The 24,110-nt window shown below is 54.1% G+C and carries 19 protein-coding genes, 1 pseudogene and 1 riboswitch; of the genes and pseudogenes, 15 read left to right on the plus strand and 5 right to left on the minus strand.

What is annotated here, in order from left to right:
* From LOS79_RS03840 to LOS79_RS03860, 5 genes are all read left to right on the plus strand, one after another.
* Complete coding sequence (locus tag LOS79_RS03840; protein WP_315416407.1) at window positions 1-1,035, plus strand: FecCD family ABC transporter permease; 1,035 nt, start codon at window positions 1-3, stop codon at window positions 1,033-1,035.
* 27 nt (window positions 1,036-1,062) lie between these two features.
* Complete coding sequence (locus tag LOS79_RS03845) at window positions 1,063-2,103, plus strand: NAD(P)/FAD-dependent oxidoreductase (RefSeq protein ID WP_315416409.1); 1,041 nt, start codon at window positions 1,063-1,065, stop codon at window positions 2,101-2,103.
* A gap of 206 nt (window positions 2,104-2,309) precedes the next feature.
* Window positions 2,310-3,911 (plus strand): spore germination protein, encoded by a 1,602-nt coding sequence (locus LOS79_RS03850; RefSeq protein WP_315416411.1) that lies wholly within the window; start codon window positions 2,310-2,312, stop codon window positions 3,909-3,911.
* Entirely contained in the window at window positions 3,901-5,106 is a 1,206-nt protein-coding gene (locus LOS79_RS03855) for a Ger(x)C family spore germination protein (protein ID WP_315416413.1), read from the plus strand. Before LOS79_RS03850 ends, LOS79_RS03855 begins: the two co-directional genes overlap by 11 nt.
* A gap of 33 nt (window positions 5,107-5,139) precedes the next feature.
* Window positions 5,140-6,237 carry a GerAB/ArcD/ProY family transporter gene (locus LOS79_RS03860; RefSeq protein WP_315416415.1) on the plus strand — a complete coding sequence of 366 codons (1,098 nt, stop codon included), beginning with the start codon at window positions 5,140-5,142 and terminating at the stop codon, window positions 6,235-6,237.
* 14 nt (window positions 6,238-6,251) lie between these two features.
* Here LOS79_RS03860 and LOS79_RS03865 read toward each other — a convergent pair whose 3' ends face one another.
* From LOS79_RS03865 to LOS79_RS03875, 3 genes are all read right to left on the minus strand, one after another.
* On the minus strand, window positions 6,252-6,473 hold the full coding sequence (locus LOS79_RS03865; RefSeq protein WP_315416417.1) for a YczF family membrane protein: 222 nt from the start codon (window positions 6,471-6,473) through the stop codon (window positions 6,252-6,254).
* A gap of 162 nt (window positions 6,474-6,635) precedes the next feature.
* Window positions 6,636-7,649, minus strand: a complete 1,014-nt coding sequence (locus tag LOS79_RS03870; protein ID WP_315416419.1) for an ABC transporter substrate-binding protein — start codon at window positions 7,647-7,649, stop codon at window positions 6,636-6,638.
* 102 nt (window positions 7,650-7,751) lie between these two features.
* Complete coding sequence (locus LOS79_RS03875; protein WP_315416420.1) at window positions 7,752-9,374, minus strand: helix-turn-helix domain-containing protein; 1,623 nt, start codon at window positions 9,372-9,374, stop codon at window positions 7,752-7,754.
* A 127-nt stretch (window positions 9,375-9,501) separates the two neighbouring features.
* Here LOS79_RS03875 and LOS79_RS03880 point away from each other — a divergent pair, with 127 nt between their 5' ends.
* The 5 genes from LOS79_RS03880 to LOS79_RS03900 all read left to right on the plus strand — a co-directional run bounded on the left by LOS79_RS03880 (window position 9,502) and on the right by LOS79_RS03900 (window position 14,431).
* Window positions 9,502-9,861, plus strand: coding sequence for a (2Fe-2S) ferredoxin domain-containing protein (locus LOS79_RS03880; RefSeq protein ID WP_315416422.1), 360 nt, complete (start codon window positions 9,502-9,504; stop codon window positions 9,859-9,861).
* A 111-nt stretch (window positions 9,862-9,972) separates the two neighbouring features.
* On the plus strand, window positions 9,973-10,782 hold the full coding sequence (locus tag LOS79_RS03885) for a GNAT family N-acetyltransferase (RefSeq protein WP_315416423.1): 810 nt from the start codon (window positions 9,973-9,975) through the stop codon (window positions 10,780-10,782).
* Between the two features lie 42 nt (window positions 10,783-10,824).
* Entirely contained in the window at window positions 10,825-11,556 is a 732-nt protein-coding gene (locus LOS79_RS03890; protein ID WP_315416425.1) for an SDR family NAD(P)-dependent oxidoreductase, read from the plus strand.
* A gap of 222 nt (window positions 11,557-11,778) precedes the next feature.
* Window positions 11,779-12,933: an AI-2E family transporter gene (locus LOS79_RS03895; RefSeq protein WP_315416426.1), complete on the plus strand. Its 1,155-nt coding sequence runs from the start codon at window positions 11,779-11,781 to the stop codon at window positions 12,931-12,933.
* 19 nt (window positions 12,934-12,952) lie between these two features.
* Entirely contained in the window at window positions 12,953-14,431 is a 1,479-nt protein-coding gene (locus LOS79_RS03900; protein WP_315416427.1) for a carboxylesterase/lipase family protein, read from the plus strand.
* A gap of 128 nt (window positions 14,432-14,559) precedes the next feature.
* Here LOS79_RS03900 and LOS79_RS03905 read toward each other — a convergent pair whose 3' ends face one another.
* Entirely contained in the window at window positions 14,560-15,738 is a 1,179-nt protein-coding gene (locus LOS79_RS03905; protein WP_315416428.1) for a PstS family phosphate ABC transporter substrate-binding protein, read from the minus strand.
* Between the two features lie 227 nt (window positions 15,739-15,965).
* Window positions 15,966-16,114, plus strand: a riboswitch (FMN riboswitch).
* A 128-nt stretch (window positions 16,115-16,242) separates the two neighbouring features.
* Here LOS79_RS03905 and LOS79_RS03910 point away from each other — a divergent pair.
* On the plus strand, window positions 16,243-17,205 hold the full coding sequence (locus LOS79_RS03910) for a DMT family transporter (RefSeq protein ID WP_315416429.1): 963 nt from the start codon (window positions 16,243-16,245) through the stop codon (window positions 17,203-17,205).
* Between the two features lie 117 nt (window positions 17,206-17,322).
* Here LOS79_RS03910 and LOS79_RS03915 read toward each other — a convergent pair whose 3' ends face one another.
* Window positions 17,323-18,501 carry a hypothetical protein gene (locus LOS79_RS03915; protein ID WP_315416431.1) on the minus strand — a complete coding sequence of 393 codons (1,179 nt, stop codon included), beginning with the start codon at window positions 18,499-18,501 and terminating at the stop codon, window positions 17,323-17,325.
* A 185-nt stretch (window positions 18,502-18,686) separates the two neighbouring features.
* Between LOS79_RS03915 and LOS79_RS03920 the strand changes: the two genes are divergently transcribed.
* The 4 genes and pseudogenes from LOS79_RS03920 (at window position 18,687) to lysA (ending at window position 24,080) form a co-directional block, all read left to right on the plus strand.
* Window positions 18,687-19,352 (plus strand): stage V sporulation protein AA, encoded by a 666-nt coding sequence (locus LOS79_RS03920; protein WP_315416432.1) that lies wholly within the window; start codon window positions 18,687-18,689, stop codon window positions 19,350-19,352.
* Window positions 19,349-19,774, plus strand: a complete 426-nt coding sequence (locus LOS79_RS03925) for a stage V sporulation protein AB (protein ID WP_315416433.1) — start codon at window positions 19,349-19,351, stop codon at window positions 19,772-19,774. Before LOS79_RS03920 ends, LOS79_RS03925 begins: the two co-directional genes overlap by 4 nt.
* 1,109 nt (window positions 19,775-20,883) lie before the next feature.
* A pseudogene (locus LOS79_RS03930) lies at window positions 20,884-22,554 on the plus strand (spore germination protein); the annotation flags it as partial.
* A gap of 191 nt (window positions 22,555-22,745) precedes the next feature.
* Window positions 22,746-24,080: a diaminopimelate decarboxylase gene (gene lysA / locus LOS79_RS03935; protein ID WP_315416434.1), complete on the plus strand. Its 1,335-nt coding sequence runs from the start codon at window positions 22,746-22,748 to the stop codon at window positions 24,078-24,080.
* Window positions 24,081-24,110: the final 30 nt, after the last annotated feature.

The following is a 24,110-nucleotide window of genomic DNA, read 5'->3' on the forward strand; positions in this document are numbered from 1 at the left end:
ATGCAGAGAACCACAGTTACCTCCTTCGAGGATGCAAGACGCAGACACGGGCTAATTGTACTAACCGTGCTGGCTGTTCTTATTATTGTTATGTTCATCGTCAGTGTAAATACAGGATACATACGCTTAACCCCCCTTCAGCTGCTGGATACCATGCTCGGCAAGGGGACGGACAAACAGGAATTAATCCTGTTCCAGTTCCGCTTGCCGCGGATTGTTATTTCCATTCTGATTGGGGCTGCGCTTGCGGTTTCCGGCGCGGTGATGCAGGGGGTCTTCCGCAATGACCTGGCTGATCCGGGAATTCTCGGCATCAATGCCGGCGCCGGGCTGATGGTGATGCTGCTGGTATCCTTTTATCCGTCCACCTCTGCCGCACCGGTCTATCTTCTGCCGGTAGTCGCCTTTGTTGGTGCGGCCTGCACGGCTGCCCTGATCTACAGCCTGGCCTACAAGCGGCATCAGGGCATCGCGCCGATCCGTCTGCTCCTGACCGGTGTCGCCGTTGCGGCCGGGATGAGCGCAGCGATGATTGTACTGACGTTGCGCCTCGATCCGGACAAATACCAGTTCGTAGCTACCTGGCTGGCGGGCAGCATCTGGGGAACAAGCTGGAAATTTGTATTTTCCCTGCTGCCCTGGATCGTCATCCTGCTGCCTTATGTGATCTATAAGGCACGGGTGATGAATGTGCTTAATCTCGGTGAGCAGACGGCGACCGGACTTGGTGCGGCGGTCGGCAAGGAGCAATTCCGCCTGCTCGCCGCTGCTGTCGGACTCGCCGCTTCAAGCGTTGCCGTAAGCGGAGGAATCGGCTTCGTAGGACTGGTTGGCCCGCATCTGGCCCGGCGGCTGGTCGGTCCGAAGCATCAGCTGATGCTGCCTGCTTCGGCCCTGCTCGGCGCTCTGCTGGTTATTACCGCAGATACAATCGGCCGCCGGATTCTGCAGCCGTCCGAGATTCCGACCGGTATCGTTGTTGCTGTGATCGGCGCACCTTATTTTCTCTATTTGCTTGCCAAGACAAAATCTTAACTACACCTGGACCTTGGAGGGATATTGATGAATGATTCACTCGAATTATATGATGTGACGATTATTGGCGGTGGCCCCGCAGGGATGTATACAGCTTTTTACAGCGGAATGCGGGATTTGAAGACCAAGCTGATTGAAGCGAAGGAAGAGCTGGGCGGCAGAATGTTAATCTATCCGGAGAAAATGATCTGGGATGTCGGCGGTGTAACCCCGATTCTCTGCCGTCAATTAATCGACCAGCTGGCGCAGCAGGCCCGGACCTTCGATCCGGACATTATCTTCGGACAGCAGATTATTAATCTGGCGCGGCAGGAGGATGGAACCTATATTCTGACCTCGGCAACCGGTGAGCAGCACTGGACGCGGACTGTTATTCTTACGATCGGCTACGGGATTCTGCAGATGGCGAAGCTGGAAATTGAAGGTGCCGACCGGTATGAGGTGACCAATCTGCATTATACTGTGCAGGAGCTGGAGCCGTTCCGCGGCAAGCGGGTACTGATCTCCGGCGGCGGTAACTCAGCCGTGGACTGGGCGAATGAGCTGGAGGGGATTGCCGCAAGTGTGGCGATTGTCCACCGCCGTGAGCAGTTCGGCGGCCATGAGAAGAACATCGCGATTATGAAGGCTTCTTCCGTTGAAGTACGTACTTCCTATGCCGTCAGCCAGCTGCACAGCAGTAATGGCGAGCAGATTGACCAGGTTACGATCAGCCATATTGAAACCGGAGAGACAGAGCAGTTCACCGTCGATGCGGTCATTGTAAACCACGGCCTGAAGAGTGACTTCGGCCCGCTGAAGGACTGGGGGCTGGATATGGGCGAATGGTGGGCGAATGTCAGCGGCAGGCTGGAAACGAATCTGCCGGGCGTATTTGCCGCCGGGGATTTCGTGAACTATGACAGCAAGGTCAGACTGATCGCCGGAACGTTCACCGATGCGGTGCTTGCCCTGAACAGTGCGAAGCTGTATATGGACCCGGCTGCAGACAAGGTGGCCTATGTATCCTCACATAATGACCGGTTTAAGGAAAAGAACAAGGCGCTTGGCGTGGCTGATGACCACTAGCCCTGACTGCCTGGCGGCAGGGGCTTCACGCGCGCTTCTATAGATATCAACAAGGAGACTGCCCCGTATACAGCAATTGCTGTATACGGGGCAGTCTCCTTGACGTTCAAAGCTGATTTTACGGCAGCTGAAGGGACCCTCACACATTCCATAAGCTGCATAAAAAAAGGTTAGCAGGCGAATAGTAAAGCCAGGAGGTGCTGATTATGGCTAAGAGAACAACAGAATCAGATCAGGCAGCAAAGCAGCCGGAGCCGTCAGTACAAGCGGACAGCAGCGGTACAGGCCCTGACAACCCGCCCATCTCTCCCGTTCTGGAGGAGAACCTTGACCAGATCAGAACCAGACTGGGAAACAGCCCTGATCTTATTTTTCGTACCTATGAATTAATCAATAGAACCGTCAGGGTAGCTGCAGTATATATGATCGGCATCACCGACAGGGAGATTGTAGACGTATTTATCTCGCATGCCATGTCATTTGAGTCCTTGAATGACGATGAGCGGCTCGCACAAACACCGGAGGCGGTTTTTGCCTACATCAAAGAAAATGCGCTGAGCATCGGCAAGGAGAAGCTGGTTCAGGATATAAACGGATTACTCGAAGCGCTTCTGTCCGGTGATACCATTATCCTCGTAAACGGGCTGAATGAAGCTGTCAGCGGAAGCACCTGCGGCGGTGAGGTAAGGCCGGTATCGGAAGCGGTAACCCAGGTAGCGATCCGCGGCTCGAAGGAGAGCTTCACCGAGACGATCAGCACCAATATTGCGCTGGTACGTAAAATCATCAAGAACCCGGATCTGTGGACAGAAACCATGAAGCTGGGTGATATTACCCACACCGATATTACGATTATGTATATCCGCGGCATTGCCGATGAAGAGACCATTAAAGTGTTCAAACAGAAGCTGAAGGAAATTCAAGTCGATTCCGTCCTGGAATCAGGTTATATTGAGCAAATCATCGAGGATAACAAATATTCGCCGTTTCCGACACTGTATAATACAGAACGCCCGGACAGCGTGGCCGGAAATCTGCTGGACGGGCGGATTGCCATCTTCGTCGACGGAACCCCGTTTGTCCTGATTGCCCCGACGACCTTCTTCATGTTCTTTCATACTGTGGAGGATTATTATCAGCGCTACGACATCTCAACCTTAATCCGGCTGCTCAGATTTCTTTGCCTGCTGATTTCCTTATACGGCCCGGCCATCTTCGTAGCCGCGCTTAATTTCCATCAGGAGATGATTCCGACGCCGCTGCTGATTAATCTGGCTTCCCAGCGGGAAGGGGTGCCCTTCCCGGCGTTTGTCGAAGCGATTCTGATGGAGGTCACCTTCGAGATTATCCGCGAAGCGGGGGTCCGGATGCCTTCGCCGATCGGGCAGACGGTCTCCATTATCGGCGGTCTTGTCCTGGGGACGGCAGCGGTTCAGGCGGGAATTGTCTCTCCGGCCATGGTCATTGTAGTCTCGCTGACCGGGATCTCCAGCTTTGCCACACCGGCCTTCAATATGGCGCTTTCGATCCGGATGCTGCGGTTTGTCATTATGGTCATTGCCGCCTTTATGGGACTATACGGTATTGCGATCTTCACGATTATGCTGATTGCCCATATGTGCAGCCTGCGTTCGCTGGGAGTGCCCTACATGTCGCCGATGGGGCCGTTTGTACCGGAGAACCAGAAGGATACCTTCATCCGTTCCCCGGTGCATTTCATGAAGACGCGTTCCCGTCTGAAGCGTAATAATAAACCCGGTTCAGATTCTGGCAAAAGCGGGACGAAGAGGAAAGCGTATGGACGTTAAGCGGATACTGCAGGCAGCAGCTGTTGCGGGAATAGTCCTGCTGCTGACCGGCTGCTGGAACAGCAGAGAGCTGAACGAGCTGGCGATTGTGAGCGGGATCGGGATCGACCTGGCTCCGGGTGGGGATGAATACAAGGTTACCTTTCAGCTGGTCAATCCGTCATCAACAGCCACCAGCACCGCAGCCAGCACCGGGCAGCCTTCGATTGTAGCCGTCACCGCGACGGACCGGACTTTGTTCGGGGCGCTGCGGCAGGCATCCAAGAAGGCGACGCGCCAGCTTTTTTTTGCCCATACACAGCTTGTTGTGCTGGGGGAGTCACTCTCCCGGAGCGGCATCAACAATGTCTTTGATATCTTCGAACGCTCACATGAGCTAAGGCTGAACTCAGCGGTACTGATTGCCCACAACAGTGATGCTGCCTCCATTCTGAAGATCCTGACCCCGGTAGAGAGCCTGCCTTCCATGGGTATGGTCAAAAAAACGCAAAACACTTCCCGGGTCTGGGGAGAGAACCGGTTGGTGCAGGTGTTTGACATCATAAACGGCATTACCGGAGAAGGGGATTTGACCATCAACGGGGTGTATATTAAGGGAGATCCCGAGGAGGGGATGAATAAATCCAATCTGGACCAGTCTAACACCAAGACTGTAATCAACATGAACGGATTAGGCGTCTTCCGGAAGGGCAAGCTGATCTATTGGATCAAGGATGCAGATGCCAGAGGCACGCAGTGGCTGCTAAATAAAATTGAAGAGACGGTTGTTAATGTCGACGCTGACGATAAGAAAGAATCGGTTGCGGTTAATATTTTTTACTCCAAAACATCGGTGAAGGTTGAGCTCCGGGACGGGCTGCCGGTATTCCATGTTAATATCCGTGAAGAAGGTATCGTTAACGAGACGGACAGCTATATCGATCTCAGCAAGCGGGAAGAAATTATCAAGCTGCAAAAAAACCTCCAGCAGCAGACGGAGAGCGAAGTGAAGCAGGCGTTTAAGACGGCTCAGCAAAGCGAAAGCGATATATTCAACTTTGGCAATGAACTGAAGCGGAACCGGCCTGAAGAATGGGCGTTACTGGATAAGGAATGGGGGCATTTATTCGCCCAAGGGAAGCTGGATCTCCAGGTGGAGGCCTATATCCGCAGCACCGGCATGAGCCTGAAACCCTATATTCCCCCGGATCAATAATCAGCTTGAATGCAGAAATAAGGTGAGCGGCTTATGAGAAAAGAAGTGATCAGCCCGGGGCAGCTTTTTGCCATGATTGTTTTGTATGAGCTGGGAACGGCGCTGGTAGTGCCTGTAGGACTCGAGAGCGGGCATGCAGTCTGGCTGTCGATCCTCTTTGCGCTGCCGGGCGGCATCCTGCTCTATCTGGTGTTTGCCGATTTGTATTTGCAGTTTCCCGATCAGGTTATCAGCGGATATGCACGTAAAATTCTCGGCAAATGGATCGGCTGGCCGGTGGGCCTGCTGTTTCTTCCGGTACTGCTGTACAACGGCTCCAGAAATCTGCGCGAATCGGGCGATCTGTTAATTTCTGCTTCTTATGATAAGACGCCGATTTTTATTATCAATTCCATCATGGTCGTTGCGGTAATGTATATTTTGATCAAAGGCATCGAGGTGTTCTCAAGAACGGCGGAGATTTTCCTCTGGATCATTATTGTGATGGGGTTGATCTGTAATTTTATTGTGCTGGCTTCCGGGCTGGTTGAATATAAGAATCTGTTTCCGCTGCATGGGTCAGACCTGCGAGAAGCACTGAAATCAGCGTACCCCAACATCTGGATATTCCCCTTCGGTGAGCTGGTGTGTTTCACGACCATAATGCCGCAATTCAATAAGGCGCGGAAAATCAAAAAGACGGGCATGCTGGCCATTACGGTCAGTGCCTGTCTGCTCAGCTTTACACATGCTGTTGAGATGGGGGTGCTTGGCGAGAATCTGTACAGCCGGACAACATTTCCGATGTTTACAACGATCACCCTGGTCAATGTGGCGAATTTTATCCAGCGGCTGGATGCCTTTGTGATGCTTACCCTGATTATTGGCGTCTTCTTCAAAATGTCTGTCTACTGTTACGCTGCTGTTACTATCGCGGCTGATCTGTTCAAGGTACGCAATTCGCGTAAGCTGATTATTCCGGCAGGAGTAGTGATGCTGTTCAGCTCAATCATCAGCGCGGAGAATTTCCCGGTGCATATGAATGACGGCAAAGTTTTTCTGGAGAATATCCTGCCGGTATTCTGTGCAGTCATTCCCATTCTGCTATACCTGATTCACCGGATCCGGCGTAAATTCGGCCTTTACCGGTAGACGCAGCTGCTGCTTCAGCGGCTGCGTCTGCGTTTGACGGCGCTGGCGGCAACCTGTACAACGGGGAGCAGCAGGAAGCTGATCATACATACGGTTTCCAGCATAGTGGTTGTTCTGAACACGGAATAAAAAGAATGCAGCGAATCGCTTAAGCGGATGCCGGACAGCACATCCACAACGATAATGATAAACATGGTAAGGGCGGCAAACAGGATATAGATGCTGAGAATCTTCATGGACGGATCTCCTTATACTTGCCTGAGAATTTGCCGGCGGTCGGTGCGGCGGGCGGGCTACTGGTATTATCTCCATTAACGGAAAAGGTAATCGTAAAAAAGCTGCCTGAGGCACCGGGAACGGTGGCTCAGGCAGCTTTTTAAATGGAATAAAACTCTCGTTTATTTCGCGGCCGTCAGCCAATCGGCAAGCTCTTCTGTCTGCGCCAGAACCGCTATCGGATCGTAATACCAGGAGCGCTCCTCTTTCCAGACATACACGTTACCGTTCTTGACAGCCGGCAGGCTGCCCCAGATCGGATCGGCCTGGAAATCCTCCTTCGTCCATGTGTTATCTGTAATGACCAGATAATCACCTGCATAAGCACCCAGCGTCTCGGAGGATAGTTCAGCCCACTGCTTTTCCATCAGCTCAGCAGCAATTGCGGAGGGTGCCTTGCGTCCAAGCGCCTGATAGACAGGCTGTCCGCCGCGCCCGAAATTGTCCCCGTACACCCAGGTGGACTTGTCGGCGTGCTCCAGAATGCTGAACGTGGCATCTGCCGGAATGGCGGCATCAACGCGGGCCTTAGCAGCGGCAATCCGCTTATCATAGTCGGCAAGCCAGGCGGCGGCTTCCTGCTCTTTGCCAAGCAGCTTCCCGAAATAAGTCAGCTCCTCATGGGCATTCTTCAGCTCGCCGTAAGGGACGATAACTGTAGGAGCAATCTTGCTCAGCGTTTCGTAGCTGTCCGCATTACCGGAGATGATCAGGTCGGGGTTCAGCGCGACAATATTCTCCGGCGACATCTTTCCGTATGTGCCGGTATCAGTTACCCCGCTGAGCGATTCCTTGAAATACATGTTCTCCAGAGTCAGTCCCGGAGCACCGACCGGAATCGTATCCAGGGCAATGAGGCTGCCCAGGTATTCTTCAGCCACAATACGTTTGGGTGACGTGGGAACCTCTATCTCTCCGTTAACTGTGGTTACAGTCTTGGTCTCTGGAGCGGCAGTTGCGGCAGCGGCCTCGGACGGTGCGGATGATGCAGGGGCTGCGGTAGCTGATGCATCTGCACTGCTATTGCCAGCAGGTTCATTGCTGCCGCATGCTGACAGAATAAGCATCATGGCGAGCAGAAATACAACCATGAGACGGTGCGTATAACGGGTACGGTTAAAATACGGATGATTCAAGATGTATGCCTCCTTATGTATAACGATTATCATTCTCAATAACACTTTACAGAGTTTATCCTGTGAACACTATGGCTGAATGTGATGTTCTGCCATGTAAATTTATGATGTCAGCGCCTGGAGGAGGACCTTCAGCTGAGCCTGGGAGGACAGCGGGTCAAAGCCGTAGAACATGGCAGGCTGATTCAGGAAATATACCCTTGGAGCGGCAGAAGCGGCAAATCGCTGCTGCTCCGGCGGCTGGAGGATGGAGCGGAGCGGGGCCCGCGATTGAGCTGTTTCCGCACTGCAGGTAATAAATATATGATCGGCTATATAACCTGCCACATCCGGGAGGGCAACCTCAAGGTACCCCTTGCCGGCTAACCCCTCTGTTACAAGACGGTCAGGAGGACTGAAGCCAAGATCATCATACAGAATCTGCGCGCCGTGGCCATAGCTGCTGCTGAAGCAGTAAGCCGCATCCCGGCCCAGCTCCCAGACCATTGCCGTGCCCCGGCGGCCAAGCCGGCGGTCGAGCTGTTCGTTCGCCTGGCGGCAGCGCTCTGCATAACGGCTGAGCCAGATTTCGGCCTGCAGCTTACGGCCGGTCACCTCGGCAATGAGCCGGAACTGCGTCTTCCAGTCCATCTGCATGAACGGCAGTTCAATGACGGGTGCCACAGAAAGCAGCTGTTTGTTCACTTCCGGCAGAGCATAGCTGAGAATGACGTCCGGCCGGGCGGAGGTCAGCCGTTCATAGAAGCCGCTGACACCGGCACCCTCCTGCTTCAGATTGTGGGCTGGAGGTATCGGGGATAGGCTCACCTTCTCTATCCAGTCAGAGAAAACACCGAGCCGGGGCAGCACTTCAAGCGCCTGCAGGCTGGCTGTATGATTGAAGTTCAGCGAGACAATGGCTTTATTCTTCCGGTGATAAGCTGCCGGTGATACACCTACTACCTGCTTGAATTTGCGGCTCAGATAAGTCCCTTCGCTATAACCGACCTCCATTGCCAGTGTACTCAGGTTCGGTGCCCCGGTCAGAATCCGCTGCTGGGCTTTGCGGATGCGCAGCAGGTTCACATGCTCATTGAAGGTCCGGCCGGTTGACTTGCGGAAGACACGGGAGAAATGCTCCGGGGTAACCCCGGCAAGCTCGGCGGCCTGGGTTCTGGTAATATCCTCATTATAACGGGACTCGACATATCGCAGAGTGCGGTCCAGCCAGTGCTGCTGCGGTTCTGCAACTTCTGAAGAGGTGGCGTACAGCTCGGTCAGCAATTCAGTGAAGAGCAGCTGTACGTTCAGCGGCGGCTGCTCCTCCGGCGGAGTGTTCCAGGCAGTAAGCAGGCGTGCGGCCAGCGCAGCAGCCTTCGGATTGGCAGCATTGACCGTTCCTGTGTCATTTGTCAGATAGGAGGCATTATAGCCGTTTGCGGAAACGGAGGTATATTCAATCTTCACCCCCTGCAAATTATCCCCTTGCCCCAGAGCGGTGAATGCAGAGCTGTTACACCACACTGTGCTGCCGCAGGACAGGCTGCTCCATGCTCCGCCGATCTCTATCGATCCGCTGCCGGCAGTGATCATGATCAGCAGGGAAGAAGAGTGCTGCCTGTTGGCTTGCCAATCTGCTGTATCACTGTCCAGCGCCGAAATTTGTATTGGAATATAAAAGCAGTGGGTGCCGGGCAGCAGGTTAGCGGAATGCTGAGTGTGCATGTTCGTAGTCACTCTTTTCATAGTTGATAATCATTCTCACTAATAGTATAACAGTCTTTCCCCCTATTGACGATTGTTTACCGGATAGATAGAGTTTAGAGAGAGGGAACTGCAGGGTATTGATGTACCAGAGAGGGGACAGAGCTCCATGACGACCTGGAATCTGCAAGGAACAGTCAGCCATCTGCTGATCTGTAACGGTAGCGACTGCAAGAAGCATAAAGGTGAAGAGGTCGCAGAGGCGATCGAGGATGAAATCAGCAAGCAGGGGGCGGACAGCCTGATCCATACTACAGTAACCCGCTGCAACGGAAGATGCTCCGACGCCTGTGTGGTAATCTCCTATCCTGAAGGCGTATGGTACCGGGATATTACCCCGAAAGCTGCCAAAAGTCTGGTGCGCAAGGTTCTGAAGGGTGAGCAGCTGGAAGAGAATATCCTTTACACGTACGAAGAAGGCCTGCAGGCTGCTACTCCAAAGGGTGCAAAAGGTAAAAAGAAAAAGTAGAAGCTTATAGCAGAGCAGCCCGCCGCTGGTGAATTTTCAGTGACGGGCTGTTTATTTTATCCCGGCAGAGGATTATGATTGAAGGAAATGGAAATTCAGGAGGTCTGCAGGATGTTGAAGACGTTCGAACCGAGTGATCCTGTGCTGCACAGCACGGGATTCATGGAAGCTGAAGTCCAGTATAATCTGGTTCATTTTATTGCCGGACAACCAAATTCGCATAAGCTCAAAAGCTCCGGCGACGATCTGGTTTATGTCCATTCGGAGGGTTACAACCCCTGGCTGTGGATATCGCCTGAGCTTGGGCTCCTCCAGAAGAAGGCGCTTGTACAGCAATTGGCGGAGAAGGTGAAGGACCAGGAGCTGACCGGGGTAACCGGCGGGCCGGAGCCGGCGAAGCTGTTCGCTGAGGCATACTGCCGATTAACGGGCAAGCTCTATCATCCGCGTATGATGATGGAGGCGTATCATTGCCCGCAGGCGGTGCAGCCGGCCGGTGTCAGCGGATATCTGCTGCAGGCTGGTGAGATCCATATCCCGCTGATCTCGGAATATGTGGCCGCCTTCGTCCGGGATGCCTTCGGTACCGAAACTCCGCCGGAAAGTCATCTGCCCTATGCACGCAGCCTTGCCGAGGCCGGGAGTCTGCATCTGTGGGTTGTAGAAGATACACCGGTATCCATGGCCAATCTGGCACATATGTCGGCCAGACATGTCCGGATTAATGAGGTATTCACTCCGCAGGAGCACCGCAAGCACGGTTATGCCAGTGCGGCGGTAGCTGAATTATGCGCACAAATGCTTGGCAGGGGCATTACGCCTATGCTCTACGCGGATGCGGCCAACCCGGATTCCAATAAGGTCTATCAATCGGTCGGGTTTGTAAATGCAGGTACGGTTGCGGATCTGCGGTTTCAGTAGGAGAGCTTGGAGAGCAGATAAGAGGGGAGGGAGTGTCAGCTGATGCTGAAAGGGATGAAAATCATTGTGACCGGCGCTGCTTCCGGGATCGGCAAGGCGATTGTTATACGTTGTCTGCAGGAAGGGGCTGAAGTGATTGCCTGTGACCTGAACAGCCCGCTTCTTGAGGAACTGAAGACCGCTACGGCTTCCGATAAGCTAAGCTCCTGCCGGCTGGATGTCGGCAGCTATACCGAGGTGGAGCATTTCTTCACATACATACAGCAAGAGCATGCGGATGTTGCCGGACTGGTCAACAATGCGGGGATATATCTGGGCCGCGGTCTGCTGGAGTATACATCTGAGGATATCGACAGGGTACTGGATATCAATATCAAGGGGTATGTCTATTTCTCGCAAGGGTTCGGACGGCTGCTGCTGGATCAGAAGCGTCAAGGCGTCATCGTCAACATGTCCTCTGTATCCGGCCAGGAGGGCAGTTCAGATGCAGTGTATGGCCTGACCAAGGCAGCTGTACTCGGCTTGACCAAAAGCTGTGCCATGAACTTTGCTCCTTATATCCGGGTGAATGCAGTTGCCCCGACAATGACCAATACACCGATGATGGGGCATATTCCCGAGTGGAGGCAGCAGGAATATCTGGAGCATCAATTAACCCCGGAACCGCTGCTGGCGGAGGATATTGCGGAGACAGCGGTTTTTCTGCTGAGCAGCAGAGCGAGGGCCTACACCGGAGCCACATTTGATATTAACAACGGCTGTTACTTACGCTGAATTACCGGCTGGCCGGAAGGCTTACAGGAATTCTGGGGAACTGGACAAATAATAGTGTGGTGCACCGCGATCTGCTGCAGGGATTATGTCAGAATATATTGAGGAAGCTGCCTGCCCCAGCGCGCCGGAAATTTGACTTGCAGCCTCCGTGTTGACTATGCTATTAGGAAGTGCAATTCATCACACACCTATTGAAAGTGTTGCAGCAGGGGGGCGGCGGATATGGAAAGACGTCAGGTCTGGCCGGATAAATTCCGGAAGTTTATTCTGAATAACAAGTTTGTGGTGGCGCTGCTGATCGTGCTGCTGACGGGTCTTACTGTACTCGTATTCTCAAAGATTCCTTTTATATTCAAGCCGTTATCGGTGCTGCTGCATACTGTGGCGGCGCCGCTGCTGCTCTCGGGAGTCGCCTATTATCTGCTGAACCCGCTGGTGGACCGGATGGAGAAGCATAACCGTGTGAAGCGGGCCTATGGTATTGTGATTCTGTATCTTGTCATAGCCGGAATTATCACATTGATTCTGCTGATGGTCATTCCGATTCTCCGCACCCAGCTGCTTGGGCTGATAGATAATTTTCCGCGGTACAGCGAGCAGATTCAGGCGGAATTCATTCATCTGACCGGCAGTGAGCTGTTCGGAAAGATCCAGGATAGTGTAGGGACTGACATCAGTGACCTCACCGGCAAAATCACTACCTGGGGGACCTCATTCCTGAATAATGCGGCTACCGGCGTGGGGAATTTCGTGGGAACCTTAACCGAGATTGTGCTGGCCTTAGTGACTACTCCGTTCATTCTGTTTTATCTGCTGCGTGACGGCCGGAGATTGCCTGATTATCTGATGAGATTCATTCCTACCGCGCTGCAGCCGCAGTCCAGAATGGTTATGAAGGAAATGAACAGCCAGGTAGCGTCCTATATCCGGGGACAGATTATTGTCAGCTGCTGCATCGGCGTGCTGCTCTATATCGGTTATCTGATTATCGGGCTGGAATATTCGCTGGTGCTGGCAATTGTTGCCGCCTGTACGGCAGTTGTGCCTTATCTCGGGCCGGCTATTGCGATTACGCCTGCGCTTGTAGTGGCGCTGGTGACCTCACCGTTTATGCTGCTGAAGATGATATTCGTCTGGACGGCAGTCCAGCTGATTGAAGGCAAATTCATCTCTCCGCAGATTATGGGCAAGACGCTGAAGATTCACCCGATTACGATTATTTTTGTCATTATTTTTGCCGGAAAAATGTTCGGAGTGCTCGGCATCATTCTGGCGGTACCGGGTTATGCCGTGCTTAAAGTGGTTGTCACCCATGCCTTCCAGTGGTTCCGGTTCCGCTCCGGGCTCTATAAAGTGATTGAAGAAACTGAGGAATAACGTGAAAAGGATGAGTGCAATGACAGGACAACTGGTGAATACGGCTTACGGGCAAGTACAAGGGGAACAGAGCGGCGGTGTAAAGGTCTGGCGCGGTATCCCGTTTGCGGCTCCCCCTGTTGGCGAGCTGCGCTTCTGTGCTCCGCAGCCGCCGGAGTCCTGGAGCACTGTGCGGGAGGCCAAGGCATTCGGTCCGGTCAGCCTTCAGCCGGTAAGCACCAGCGGTACGCGGTTCGGCGGACAGAGTCCGGTGTACTCGGAGGACTGTCTGTATCTTAATATCTGGTCTCCGGCTGCTGAAGAGGACGCAGGGCTGCCGGTCATGGTCTGGATCCACGGCGGGACCTTTGTCACCGGGGCAGGCAGCCAGCCGATGTTTGACGGCACAGAGATGGCCAGGAACGGCAACGTTGTGCTGGTTACAATCAATTACCGGCTGGGACCGCTTGGGTTCCTGCATTTGTCGCCGCTCGGCAGCGGACTTGGCTCCAATCTCGGACTGCTGGATCAGATTGCCGCACTGGAATGGGTACAGGGGAATATTGCCGCATTCGGCGGCGATCCGCAGCAGGTTACGGTGTTCGGGGAGTCGGCAGGCAGCATGAGTATAGCTGCGCTGCTGGCGATGCCGGCGGCAAAGGGGTTATTCTCGCAGGCGATACTGGAGAGCGGTGCGGCCCAGAGCCTGAGCGGGCAGCAGGGTGAAGAGATTGCTGCTGCCTTCATGGCGGAGCTGGGTGTGCAGGCCGGCGGCAGCCTTGAGCTGCTGCACAGCCTCCCGGCCCAGAGAATTATGGAAGCAGCCGGGCGGATGGCGTACAAGCTGTCAGGTGATTCCATGAGCATGTATTTCCAGCCGGTCATTGAGCCGTCCACCCTGCCGCAGGAACCGGCGCAGGCGATCCGGGAAGGCGCGGCAAGCGGCATTCCCCTGCTGATCGGGACGAATCTGCATGAAGGCAACCTGTTCTTCCGTGAAGGACAAGGAGGGGACAGCTTCGAGTCCTCGCTCCATTCCCTGGAGCTGTTAATGGGCATTGAAGATCTCTCTGAGCTGACCTCTGATTACAGCAGAACCTGGCAAGGACAGGCGGAGGTGCTGACCGATTTGTTCTTCTGGGCCAGCTCGATTTCACTTGCCGAGAAGCAGTTCAAGCATGCTCCGGTCTGGATGTACCGGTTCGACTGGACAGTTCCCGGTCATCCGCTGCTGGAGAAAGCAATTCATGGAGCTGAGATACTCTATGTGTTTGGTAATCTGCCGCTGCTTAAGCAATACGGCCTGGAGGTTACGGCTGAAATGACGGGCGTTGCGAAAGCGATGCAGAGGGCCTGGACGGCCTTCGCCCGGCATGGCGACCCGGCTGTGCCGGAGCTTGCCTGGCCGCAGTACACGCCGGAGCAGCGGGCTACTCTGTTGTTTGACCGGATATCGAGTGTGGTCAATGATCCGGATAGTGCGAAGCGTGAGCGTATTTTTGCACATTATGCAGGCTAGACCTTTATAATCGGTGTAACACCACAAGCAGCATTCCCTTTGTCCGGGAGCTAATATCTCCGGCAGGGTATGCTGCTTTTTGGTGTATGATTCAGCTTATATGCTGTCAGTATCACGCCCGGCAGCAGTTATTTCACCGGGGTATACCCGGTCTTCTCAACCAGCTCCTGACCTTCTGCAGACTGGATCCATTCCAGAAAGGCGGCGATGTTCGGATTGGTGCTGCCCGCTGTTACAGCATAGAATTCGGATGTGAACGGATAGTCACCGCTGCGGATACTCTCTTTGGAAGGAGCAACTCCGTCAATTTCCAGCAGCTTGATTTCATCGCTGCTATTCATCTGGGAGGCGTAGAAGAGAAAGCTGAATCCAAGCGCATTATTGTAATTGCGGTAACTGGCGGTCAGGCTGATGATGCCGCTCATGACATCGGCCACATTCTCTTTCGGCGGATTCATCAGCTTACGGTCTCCCATAATCTTCTGCAGCATCGTCTGGCTTCCGCTGCCTTCGTCCCGCTGAAATGCTCGGATGGACGTATGCTTGCCGCCAACCTGCTTCCAGCTGGTCAGTGTGCCCCCATAGATATCCTTCACCTGTTCAGCGGTCAGCCCGTTCACCGGATTGTGCTGATTGACAAAGAAGACAAAGGCTTCACGCCCGACCGGCGTCAGCTTCAGCTCTTGGCCGGCAAGCTTTGCCTGCTTCGTCTGGGCCAGAGAGGGGGCTGCCGCAAAGATAATATCGGCATCCCCTTTAATCAGCCGCTTATAGGCCTCGGAGGTTGTCGTGCATAAAGCCAGATCATTACCTGTCTCATGAATATTATAGTTATATGTATCCGGCGGATATACCGCTTGAACGAATGCGGAGTACAGCGGATAAAGGGCGGTCGCGCCGTCCAGGCGGGGCATCTGCTCCGTGATTTGATAGGCTGGTTTATGATCCAGGGCAGCGGCTTTGGTATTTACTTCAAAGGGAGCATACTGCAGCAGATTCACTTCCGGCTCGCTTACTTCAGTGAGGCTGTTTATGTATGCCTGCCGGATCTCATGTCCCGCTGCACTCAGCAGGCAGATGCCGGCAAAAGCCGCCAGCAGGATCAGCCGCAGCCGTCTGCTGAACAGTTCAAAGATGGTAATTACGGTAAACACCGCAAGGCCTGCCGCAGCGGCGAGGATAAGCGGAGCATAGAATAGCATGCCTCCGGTAAAGGTGGCAATTACATAAGCGATAAAACCGGTGATTGTAATGATGGCCAGAGCAAGGATAGAGTAGAGCAGCTTGCTTCCAAGGGATCTTTTCACAGTTACCTCCAAGTATGATTTCAATATTATGGATGTAAAGCGTAATCTTCGTCCATTTTATAACAGACCGGCCATTCTGCCAAACTCTATGCGAAGAAGAGATGATAGCGGTAGTCCGCTTGCCGGAAATGATTGAAGAGTGAAAGGAAAATGGTTATTTTCATAAAAAGGCTGGACGAAATGCCCAAACGGAGTTATCCTGAGATTGTGAAAAAAATAACGGAATACAAGATTCTCGGGGTAAGGTGAAATTCCTGACCGGCGGTGATGTTCAAAGCGAACTAAGCCCGCGACTCGTTACTCTATCACAAGAGGAAGCGACTGATCTGGTGAGAATCCAGAGCCGACGGTAAAGTCCGGATGGGAGAGGATCATAAGATAAAGGCAGACAGGTGTATTCCTGGTGTCTTTATTGATAATGGCCCCCGATTGTTGTCCTGTTTACAGGTGACTCGGGGGTTTTGGTCTCTTATCGAGGGTTTGTATCGACAAGGAGAATGAAAGATGAGTAATGTTACTGCTTCAACCCAAGGTGTCCGCACCGCACCGCTGCGCAGCGGATTCTGGCTGGTCGTTCTGGGGGCGGCGTTATGGGGCGTTGACCCGCTGTTCCGGATTATCCTGCTGAAATCACTGACCTCCTCCCAGATTGTCCTGCTGGAGCATGTGGTACTCTTTCTCGTCGCCGCACCTGTACTCTGGCGTCAACGTGCTGATCTGAAAGGTATCCGCCTCCGTCAGGCTGCAGCACTTCTGGTTGTATCCTGGGGCGGCTCGGCTGTAGCAACGATTCTGTTCACCAAGGCCTTATCCAGCGGAGATTTCAATGCTGTACTGCTGCTGCAAAAGCTTCAGCCGCTGTTCGCCATCGGTCTTGCTGCGGTTATTCTCAAAGAACGCCTGCCGAAGAATTTCGCCCCGCTCATTATTGTTGCGCTGTTCGGCACTTACCTGCTTACGTTTGGCTGGACCATACCTTTCGGACATGTGAACAGCTTTATAGGTGTAGGCAGTCTAATGGCGCTGGGTGCTGCAGCATTATGGGGCGGCTCCACCGTTATGGGCCGTTATCTGCTGGGTTCAATGAAATATGAAACGGTAACTTCCCTGCGCTTCATCCTGGCACTGCCGCTGCTGTTCGTGATTACAAGCATGGAAGGAGCACCATGGCAGATTCAAGGCGGACTCAGCGCTTCCAGTCTTGTGGCGGTCAATCTGCTGCTTCAGGCCCTGCTGCCGGGACTTCTCAGTATGCTGCTCTACTATAAAGGGCTGAATACAACCAAGGCTTCAGTCGCTACCCTGGCTGAGCTCAGCTTCCCTATGACAGGCATCCTGATTAACTGGATTGTCTATAGCCAGCTGGTTACTTTGCCGCAGCTTATCGGCTTCGCACTGATCTGGACTGCACTGTTCTTTATTTCAAGCCAGCAGAACCGCCAGGTGGAACTGGCCAAGCAGAACTAATTCGTAATAAACCGCAGCCTGAGGGGATATGCTCCAGGGCTGCGCCAAATATTAGAGGATGCTTCCTTAGCCTTAACGGCCGGGAGCATCCTCTTTGTTGTACCTGTCAGCAGGCAGTTATTGCTGCAGCTGAGGAGTCAGTACAATGGAATGGTAACCGAGCTGCTTCAGCTGTGCCTGTGTAATGTAGAGCCTGTTTGTGCTGACGAAGCTGTTGGCCGGAGTGCAGATGATCTTTGTGCTGCCGGCCGTAAGCGTATAACGGTAGCCCGCGGCTTTAGCAGCTGCGGTAGTCCGCGCTTCAAGGTCAATGCTCCAGCCGAGTGCTGCGGCCAGCGGCTTCACCGGGATCCAGGCTGCTCCATCCTTGGTGAAAACTGTGGCTACGTCTACGCTTTGTCCATCCAGCAGTACGCTGTACTCATAAGTCAGAGTCACAGGGATCTCCACAACTGGCAGCTGCCCAAGGACGATGTTCTTAGGCGGCTGCACCTCCGCTGTTGAAGAAGCAGGAGAAGGCGGGAACAGCGTCCTCAGCTCGGCATCATCTTTAATCAGGCGCGATGTGCCGTTGTTCAGATTATAGACCCAGGGCCGGCGCAGGGGCTCGTTTTTGGCAAACTGGATGATTCCCGCGGCCGGATTCCAGTTCTGCAGGCTGCCTTGCAGCAGCTCCTGACGTTTACCCGTTAACGGGTTATAGGTGCTGATTACATTCTGTCTGGCGTCTTCGCTATATCTGTTCTCAAGCAGGGTATGCTGATCTATCCAGAAGGCGTAATACCGGCCCTGGCTGGAATAATAGACCGAAGTAGCTCCGGTTGCCATGTTCTTAAGGTAGTAATCCGTGAACTTAGCCGGGTATCCGCTATTTGCAGTTGCTCCTGGCACCCATACGTATCTGGAGCGTCCGATAAACCCGAAGCTGCCATCCGGAGAGAGATCGTAAACGGTTTTGCGCAGGATGGACCGGCTTTGCGTATCATACACATAGCTTAACTCCGGATCATCGCTCCACGATAAGGACAACTCCCCGTTTGTGTTTTCCCATAAATACTGAAAAGGCTCCTGCCACTTGGCGAAGCTTCCGTCCGGCTGCCGGGCAATGACCGCGTGATCATAGCTGCTGCCATTGAACTGTCCTGCTGAATACAGCTCAATTCCTTTCTCCCTGTTGATATACGAATCGGAATAATAAATTTCTTCTGCCGCATGTGCGGCGGGCGCTGCTGCCATGGCCAGAAGTACAGATGCGCTAAGGGCCAATCCTAAGGTTGTCCGGGTCATCTTCTTCATATTTAGGGGCATCTCCTTTTAGTATAAGCTGACTAATTAGACTTCCATAATTTAGAAAGGTTGCGGATGCCGGGGTTTGCGGAGCTGAATTAGCAGCTGCAAGAGTAAAAATAAGCCTTTTCTCCCATACTACCGTTAATCTTACTGCATAACCGCTTTACATTACAGCTTAGGAGGTGCCGCAGATGAGTAACAGGCACTCGGCTCCCGCGATTTACATACAGCTAAAAAACCGGGTGACGGTGCCAAGAGGCAGGGATGTGCTGCTGCGGGATGTAGCCCATCTGATTACTGAGCCGGAGTGGCGGGAGCCGCTGTATTCGCTCTTGCTGCTGCAGCCCAAGAGCAGTGACGGCAATCTGATCCTGATTGATCTCTTGACCGTCATTCCGCGGATCCATGAGCTGCTGCCCGGTGCGGATATTCAGCCGATTGGCGAGGGAAGAACCATTGTCCAAATCGAAGGCCCGGCCGAAGCGCGTAAGCCGTCAATGGCTTTATTCGTTCTGGTGTGGCTGCTGCTGTTCTTCGGCTCGGCGCTGACCATTATGAATTTCCATGCCGATGTAAGCATGCTGGAGGTGCAGATCCGGATTGTAGAGATGCTCACCGGCCGCCGGGATGAACATCCGTATATGTTTCAGATTGCCTATTCGCTGGGAATCGGGTTTGGGATGGTGATTTTTTTCAATCATTTGTTCAAAAAGAAATGGAACGAGGAGCCAACCCCACTGGAGGTGGAGATGTTCCTGTATCAGAAGAATATCGACCACTATGTAGTCAATGAGGAGTACAGCAAAATGAAGACCCGCAGGGATGACCAGACCGGTCCGGAGGAGGAAGGATCATGACGGCGCAAATCTCGCTTGGACTGAATCTGCTGCTTGGCATTGCCGGAGGTATTGCTGTCGGCGGAGGGGTGATTGCGCTGTATATTGTCCTCGACATGGTCCCGAGGCTGGCGCAGCTCACCTCTTCCTACGACAAAGTGCACTGGTATGAAGGTGCGATGATCGGCGGTTCACTGGTGGGTACAATAAGTGATTTCTGGAACTTGACAATAAAGGCGGGGCCGCTGGCTGAGCTTGGGGTCGGGCTGTTCGACGGCGTGTTTATCGGCATGCTGGCTGCTGCCCTTACGGAGGTGCTGAATGTGTTGCCGATTCTCGCGAAACGGCTGCATATGACCCATCTGCTGTTCGGGCTGTTAATGGCCATGGTCTGCGGCAAGGTGGCGGGCTCGTTGTTTGACTGGTTTGTATACCGACAGTAGAAGGAGGTCATGAGGTGGTAAGGTATATTCACAGCGGTGATCAGGTAGAGGCGGAACAGAAGCAGCAAGGCAAGCCGGTTGGGCAAAAAGCGCCGCCGCAGGCCGGGAAGCCCCCCCGGCATGATAGTGCTGGCGGAAGGCAGGACGCCGAGGCAGCAGCGGAGCCGGGCGAAGTGACACGCCCGATTGCGGGCGGGCAGGAGAGCCCGTCCGGGCTGGACGCTGAGCCAGCAGCGGAGCCGGGCGAAGAGACGCGCCCGGTTGCGGGCGGGCAGGAGAGCCCGTCCGGGCTGGACGCCGGGGCAGCAGCGGAGCCGGGCGAAGAGACGCGCCCGGTTGCGGGCGGGCAGGAGAGCCCGCTGGGACAGGACGCAGGCGAGGGCAGTGCGGCGGAGGCGGACAGCGGCGCAGGAGAGGACGGAGCAGCGCGCGGTGAAGAGAGAGGCGCAGTGGAAGCTACAGACGAATCATCGCCCGGGGGCGGGGTATTCGGATTTCTGAGCAGCCTGTTCGGCGATGAACCGGAACCGGGTCAGGGCAATGAAGCTGACGCTGGCTCTGCCGGCGGGCAGAATCAGCAGATGGAAGCTGCGGATGAACTGGGCCAGCCTAATCAGGATCAGAAGCAGGATGGGCGCAATAACGTGGACATCGGGGTGGATTCCGGAGCAACCGGTTATGGAGACCATGATTTACAGGCTTCTGATGGAGCAGGAACACCGGATCAGGAGGGAACAGCGAAAGCGGATCAGGATAGCCCGGATTCCGGCCCGGACACAGCACCGCCGGGGGCAAGTTCAGCAGATCAGGGCACTCAGGGCTTTACTGCAGGGAATAATGAAAATGGCGGACAATTAAGCTCGGGGTCAAACAAGGAATCAGCCCCGGCAGCTGGTGCACAATCTTCTGCAGCTGAGGCCCCAGGAGACCAGGATCAGGATACGGAAACATCAGATGAACTGGGGGCGGAACCCCCTGCTGCGGCCCATAAAGGCTTTTTCGCCCGTTTATTCGGCGATGACGAAGAGACTGAGGATGAGGGTGAAGAAGACTCCTATTCCAATACTTCCGGCAGGAGCGGGGGGCAGCGTGCAGCAGTTGGTCAGGCACAGAGTAAGGCACAGGGGGACGGCGGCCAGGAAAGCCCGGAGCAGTCCGGAGAGAAAACTGGAAAGGCTGCCAAGAAGGCGAAAGCCGAGCCGCAAGCGGAGGCGGCGGAAAAGCCGAAAGATCCGCTTCAGCAGAAACGTGACAATGAACGTTCAGATTCACTGGAGCAGTCCATCCTGTACTGGCAGGGTAATGACAAAATTTCGCCCGAGCTTGAAGCTACCAAAAAAACACTGACAGAGGTCATGGGCCTGGGCTCTTCCTTTGACATCGTGTTCAGGGAAATGTCCTTCGGCGGCCGCCGCACTGCACTGCTCTGTATCAGCGGTTTCGCCAAGGATACGATTATTGACGAGATTCTGAAGCGTCTCACCTACCTGACCCCGGAGAATATTTCTGCCGATGTGTTCTCCAGCTTCATGAGCGAGTACATTCCCCATGTCCAGGTGGAGAAAGGCGAGCTGCTGAGCGAGAGCATCAATAAAGTGCTGTCGGGAATGAGCGTGTTCTTCTTCGAGGGTGAAACTCAGGTAATTGTGATGGATACCCGCGCCTACCCTGCACGCAGCCCCGATGAGCCTTCCATTGAACGGGTTGTCCGCGGAGCACGCGACGGCTTTACGGAGACACTGCTGAGCAATGTGGCGCTGGTCAGACGGCGGGTACGCGATCCCGGGCTTAAATTTGAGATGCATCAGATCGGGCGGCGGACACGGACCGATGTCAGCTTGGCCTATATTGATGACATAGTGGACAAGACCCAGGTCCAGGCGGTTACGGATAAGCTGAAAAGTGTGGATATCGACGGCATTCCTCTGGCTGACAAGCAGCTGGAGGAGGCAATCGTAGGAGGGGGCTGGAATCCCTATCCGCTTGTCCGTTACTCGGAGCGCCCGGATATTGTGGCTTCCCATCTGCTGGAAGGCAGAGTGGTAATTTTTGTGGATACCTCACCGAGCGTAATGGTACTGCCAACGACGTTTTTTGATCTGTGCCAGCATGCGGAAGAGAACCGCCAGACGCCTTTCATGGGCAGTTACCTGCGCTGGGTGCGGTTCATCGGGATTTTTGCCTCAATGTTTCTGCTGCCGCTGTGGATGCTGCTGGTTATTCATCCGGAGCTGAAGCCGGCGGTGCTGGAATTTATCGGGCCGCAAAAAACTGCCAAGATCCCGCTCATCGCCCAGTTCCTTATCGTAGAGCTTGGGGTGGACCTGCTGCGGATGGCCGCAGTGCATACCCCGACACCGCTGGGTTCAGCGATGGGCCTGATTGCCGCCATTCTGGTCGGCGACATTGCCGTACAGACAGGGCTGTTCGTCAACGAAGTCGTGCTCTATATGGCGGTGGCTTCAATCGGGATGTTCGCAACGCCGAGCTATGAGCTGGGGCTGGCCAACCGGATTGTCAGGCTTGTGCTCCTGCTTGCTGTAGCCGCCTTCCAGGTGCCCGGCTTCATGATCGGAACGACGCTGCTGGTGGTGCTGCTGACGACACACCGCTCGTACAATTCGTCGTATTTGTGGCCGTTTATACCATTTAATGCAAAAGCAATGGGTGAAATCATCCTGCGACAGCCGGTGCTCAGCTCGAAAACAAGGCCTTCCTTCAACAAAACCAGAGATAATACCCGGATGCCGCCTGTCCAGAAGAATGAGCGCAAGTCGTAGGAAAATACAAATCAACTGCAAATTAGTCCATTCTATGGCGTTCCCTCTGTCTGTTATACTGAATTTACTAAACAGCTCCGTATAAAGCGGATTTTCCCTCCTAATGACGGATTGCAGGAACCCCGCGGAGCAATATAACATATACTAGACAGGGTGGAACAGATATTCCACAGAAATTGGAGGACTGCGCAATGTTTTTACACGGGACGAGCCGAATTAACGATGCAGGGCATCTGGAAATCGGCGGATGTGATGTGACTGAATTGAAAGCGGAGTACGGAACACCGCTATATATAGTGGACGAGCAACTGGTACGGCAGCGCTGCCGCGAGTACATGGAGGCTTTCAGAGCTTCCGGCCTCGGATTCCAGGTTGCCTATGCCAGCAAGGCGTTCTCGACAATGGCGATGTGTCGCTTGGCGGATGAGGAAGGATTGTCGCTGGATGTTGTGTCTGACGGAGAGCTGTACACTGCACTGCAGGCCGGATTCCCGGCTGCGCGGATTCATTTCCACGGCAACAACAAGACACCGGATGAGATTGAAATGGCAATTGACGCCGGCATCGGCTGTTTTGTAGCCGACAATCTGGTAGAGCTCGGGATGCTGCAGGCCATTGCTGCCCGCAAGGAAGTGACTGTGAATATTCTGCTGCGTGTTACACCGGGGGTTGAGGCGCATGCCCACCATGCCTATGCTTCTACCGGTCAGACCGATTCTAAATTCGGCTTCGATGTCGGAAACGGTTCGGCGGCGGAAGCGGTCCGGCTGGCGGACAGCAAGGCTAACCTCAATCTGCTTGGTATTCATTCCCATATCGGTTCGCAGATTTTTGAAACGGAAGGCTTCCAGCTGGCGATTGAACGGATTGCCGAATTCACCCGCAAAGTGAAGGAAGAACTGGAAATCAGCTTCCCTGTAGTCAATCTTGGCGGCGGCTTCGGCATCCGTTATGTGGACGGGGATACGCCGCTGCAGGTTTCGGAATACGTAGCAGCGATTACAGATGCAGTGAAAACACATTTTGCCGGCATCGGTGAGAGCCTGCCGCAAATCTGGGTAGAGCCGGGCCGCAGTATTGTGGGCGATGCAGGCACGACCCTGTACACTGTGGGCACCAGCAAGGAAATTCCGGGTGTGCGCAAATATGTTGCTGTAGACGGCGGCATGACTGACAACCCGCGTCCGGCCCTGTATGAATCCAAATATGAAGCATTGCTCGCCAGCCGCGCGACAGAGCCGAATGCAGAGACTGTATCCATTGCCGGTAAGTGCTGCGAGAGCGGTGATATGCTGATCTGGGATGTGGAGCTGCCGAAGGTGGAAAGCGGCGATCTGCTTGCTGTTGCCTGCACCGGAGCATACAACTATTCCATGGCCAGCAACTATAACCGCATCCGCCGGCCGGCAGTAGTCTTCGTGCAAGGCGGCCAGAGTGATCTGGTGGTACGCCGCGAGACTCATCAGGATATCGTAGCCAATGATATTGTACCGGCACGGATTGCCAAACAGCCGGTTACGAAATAACAGGTCAAACAAGGCAGGCGGGGGACTTCC

Origin of the sequence: Paenibacillus sp. MMS20-IR301 (assembly GCF_032302195.1) — a bacterium.
In the GTDB taxonomy this organism is placed as follows: domain Bacteria; phylum Bacillota; class Bacilli; order Paenibacillales; family Paenibacillaceae; genus Paenibacillus_AQ.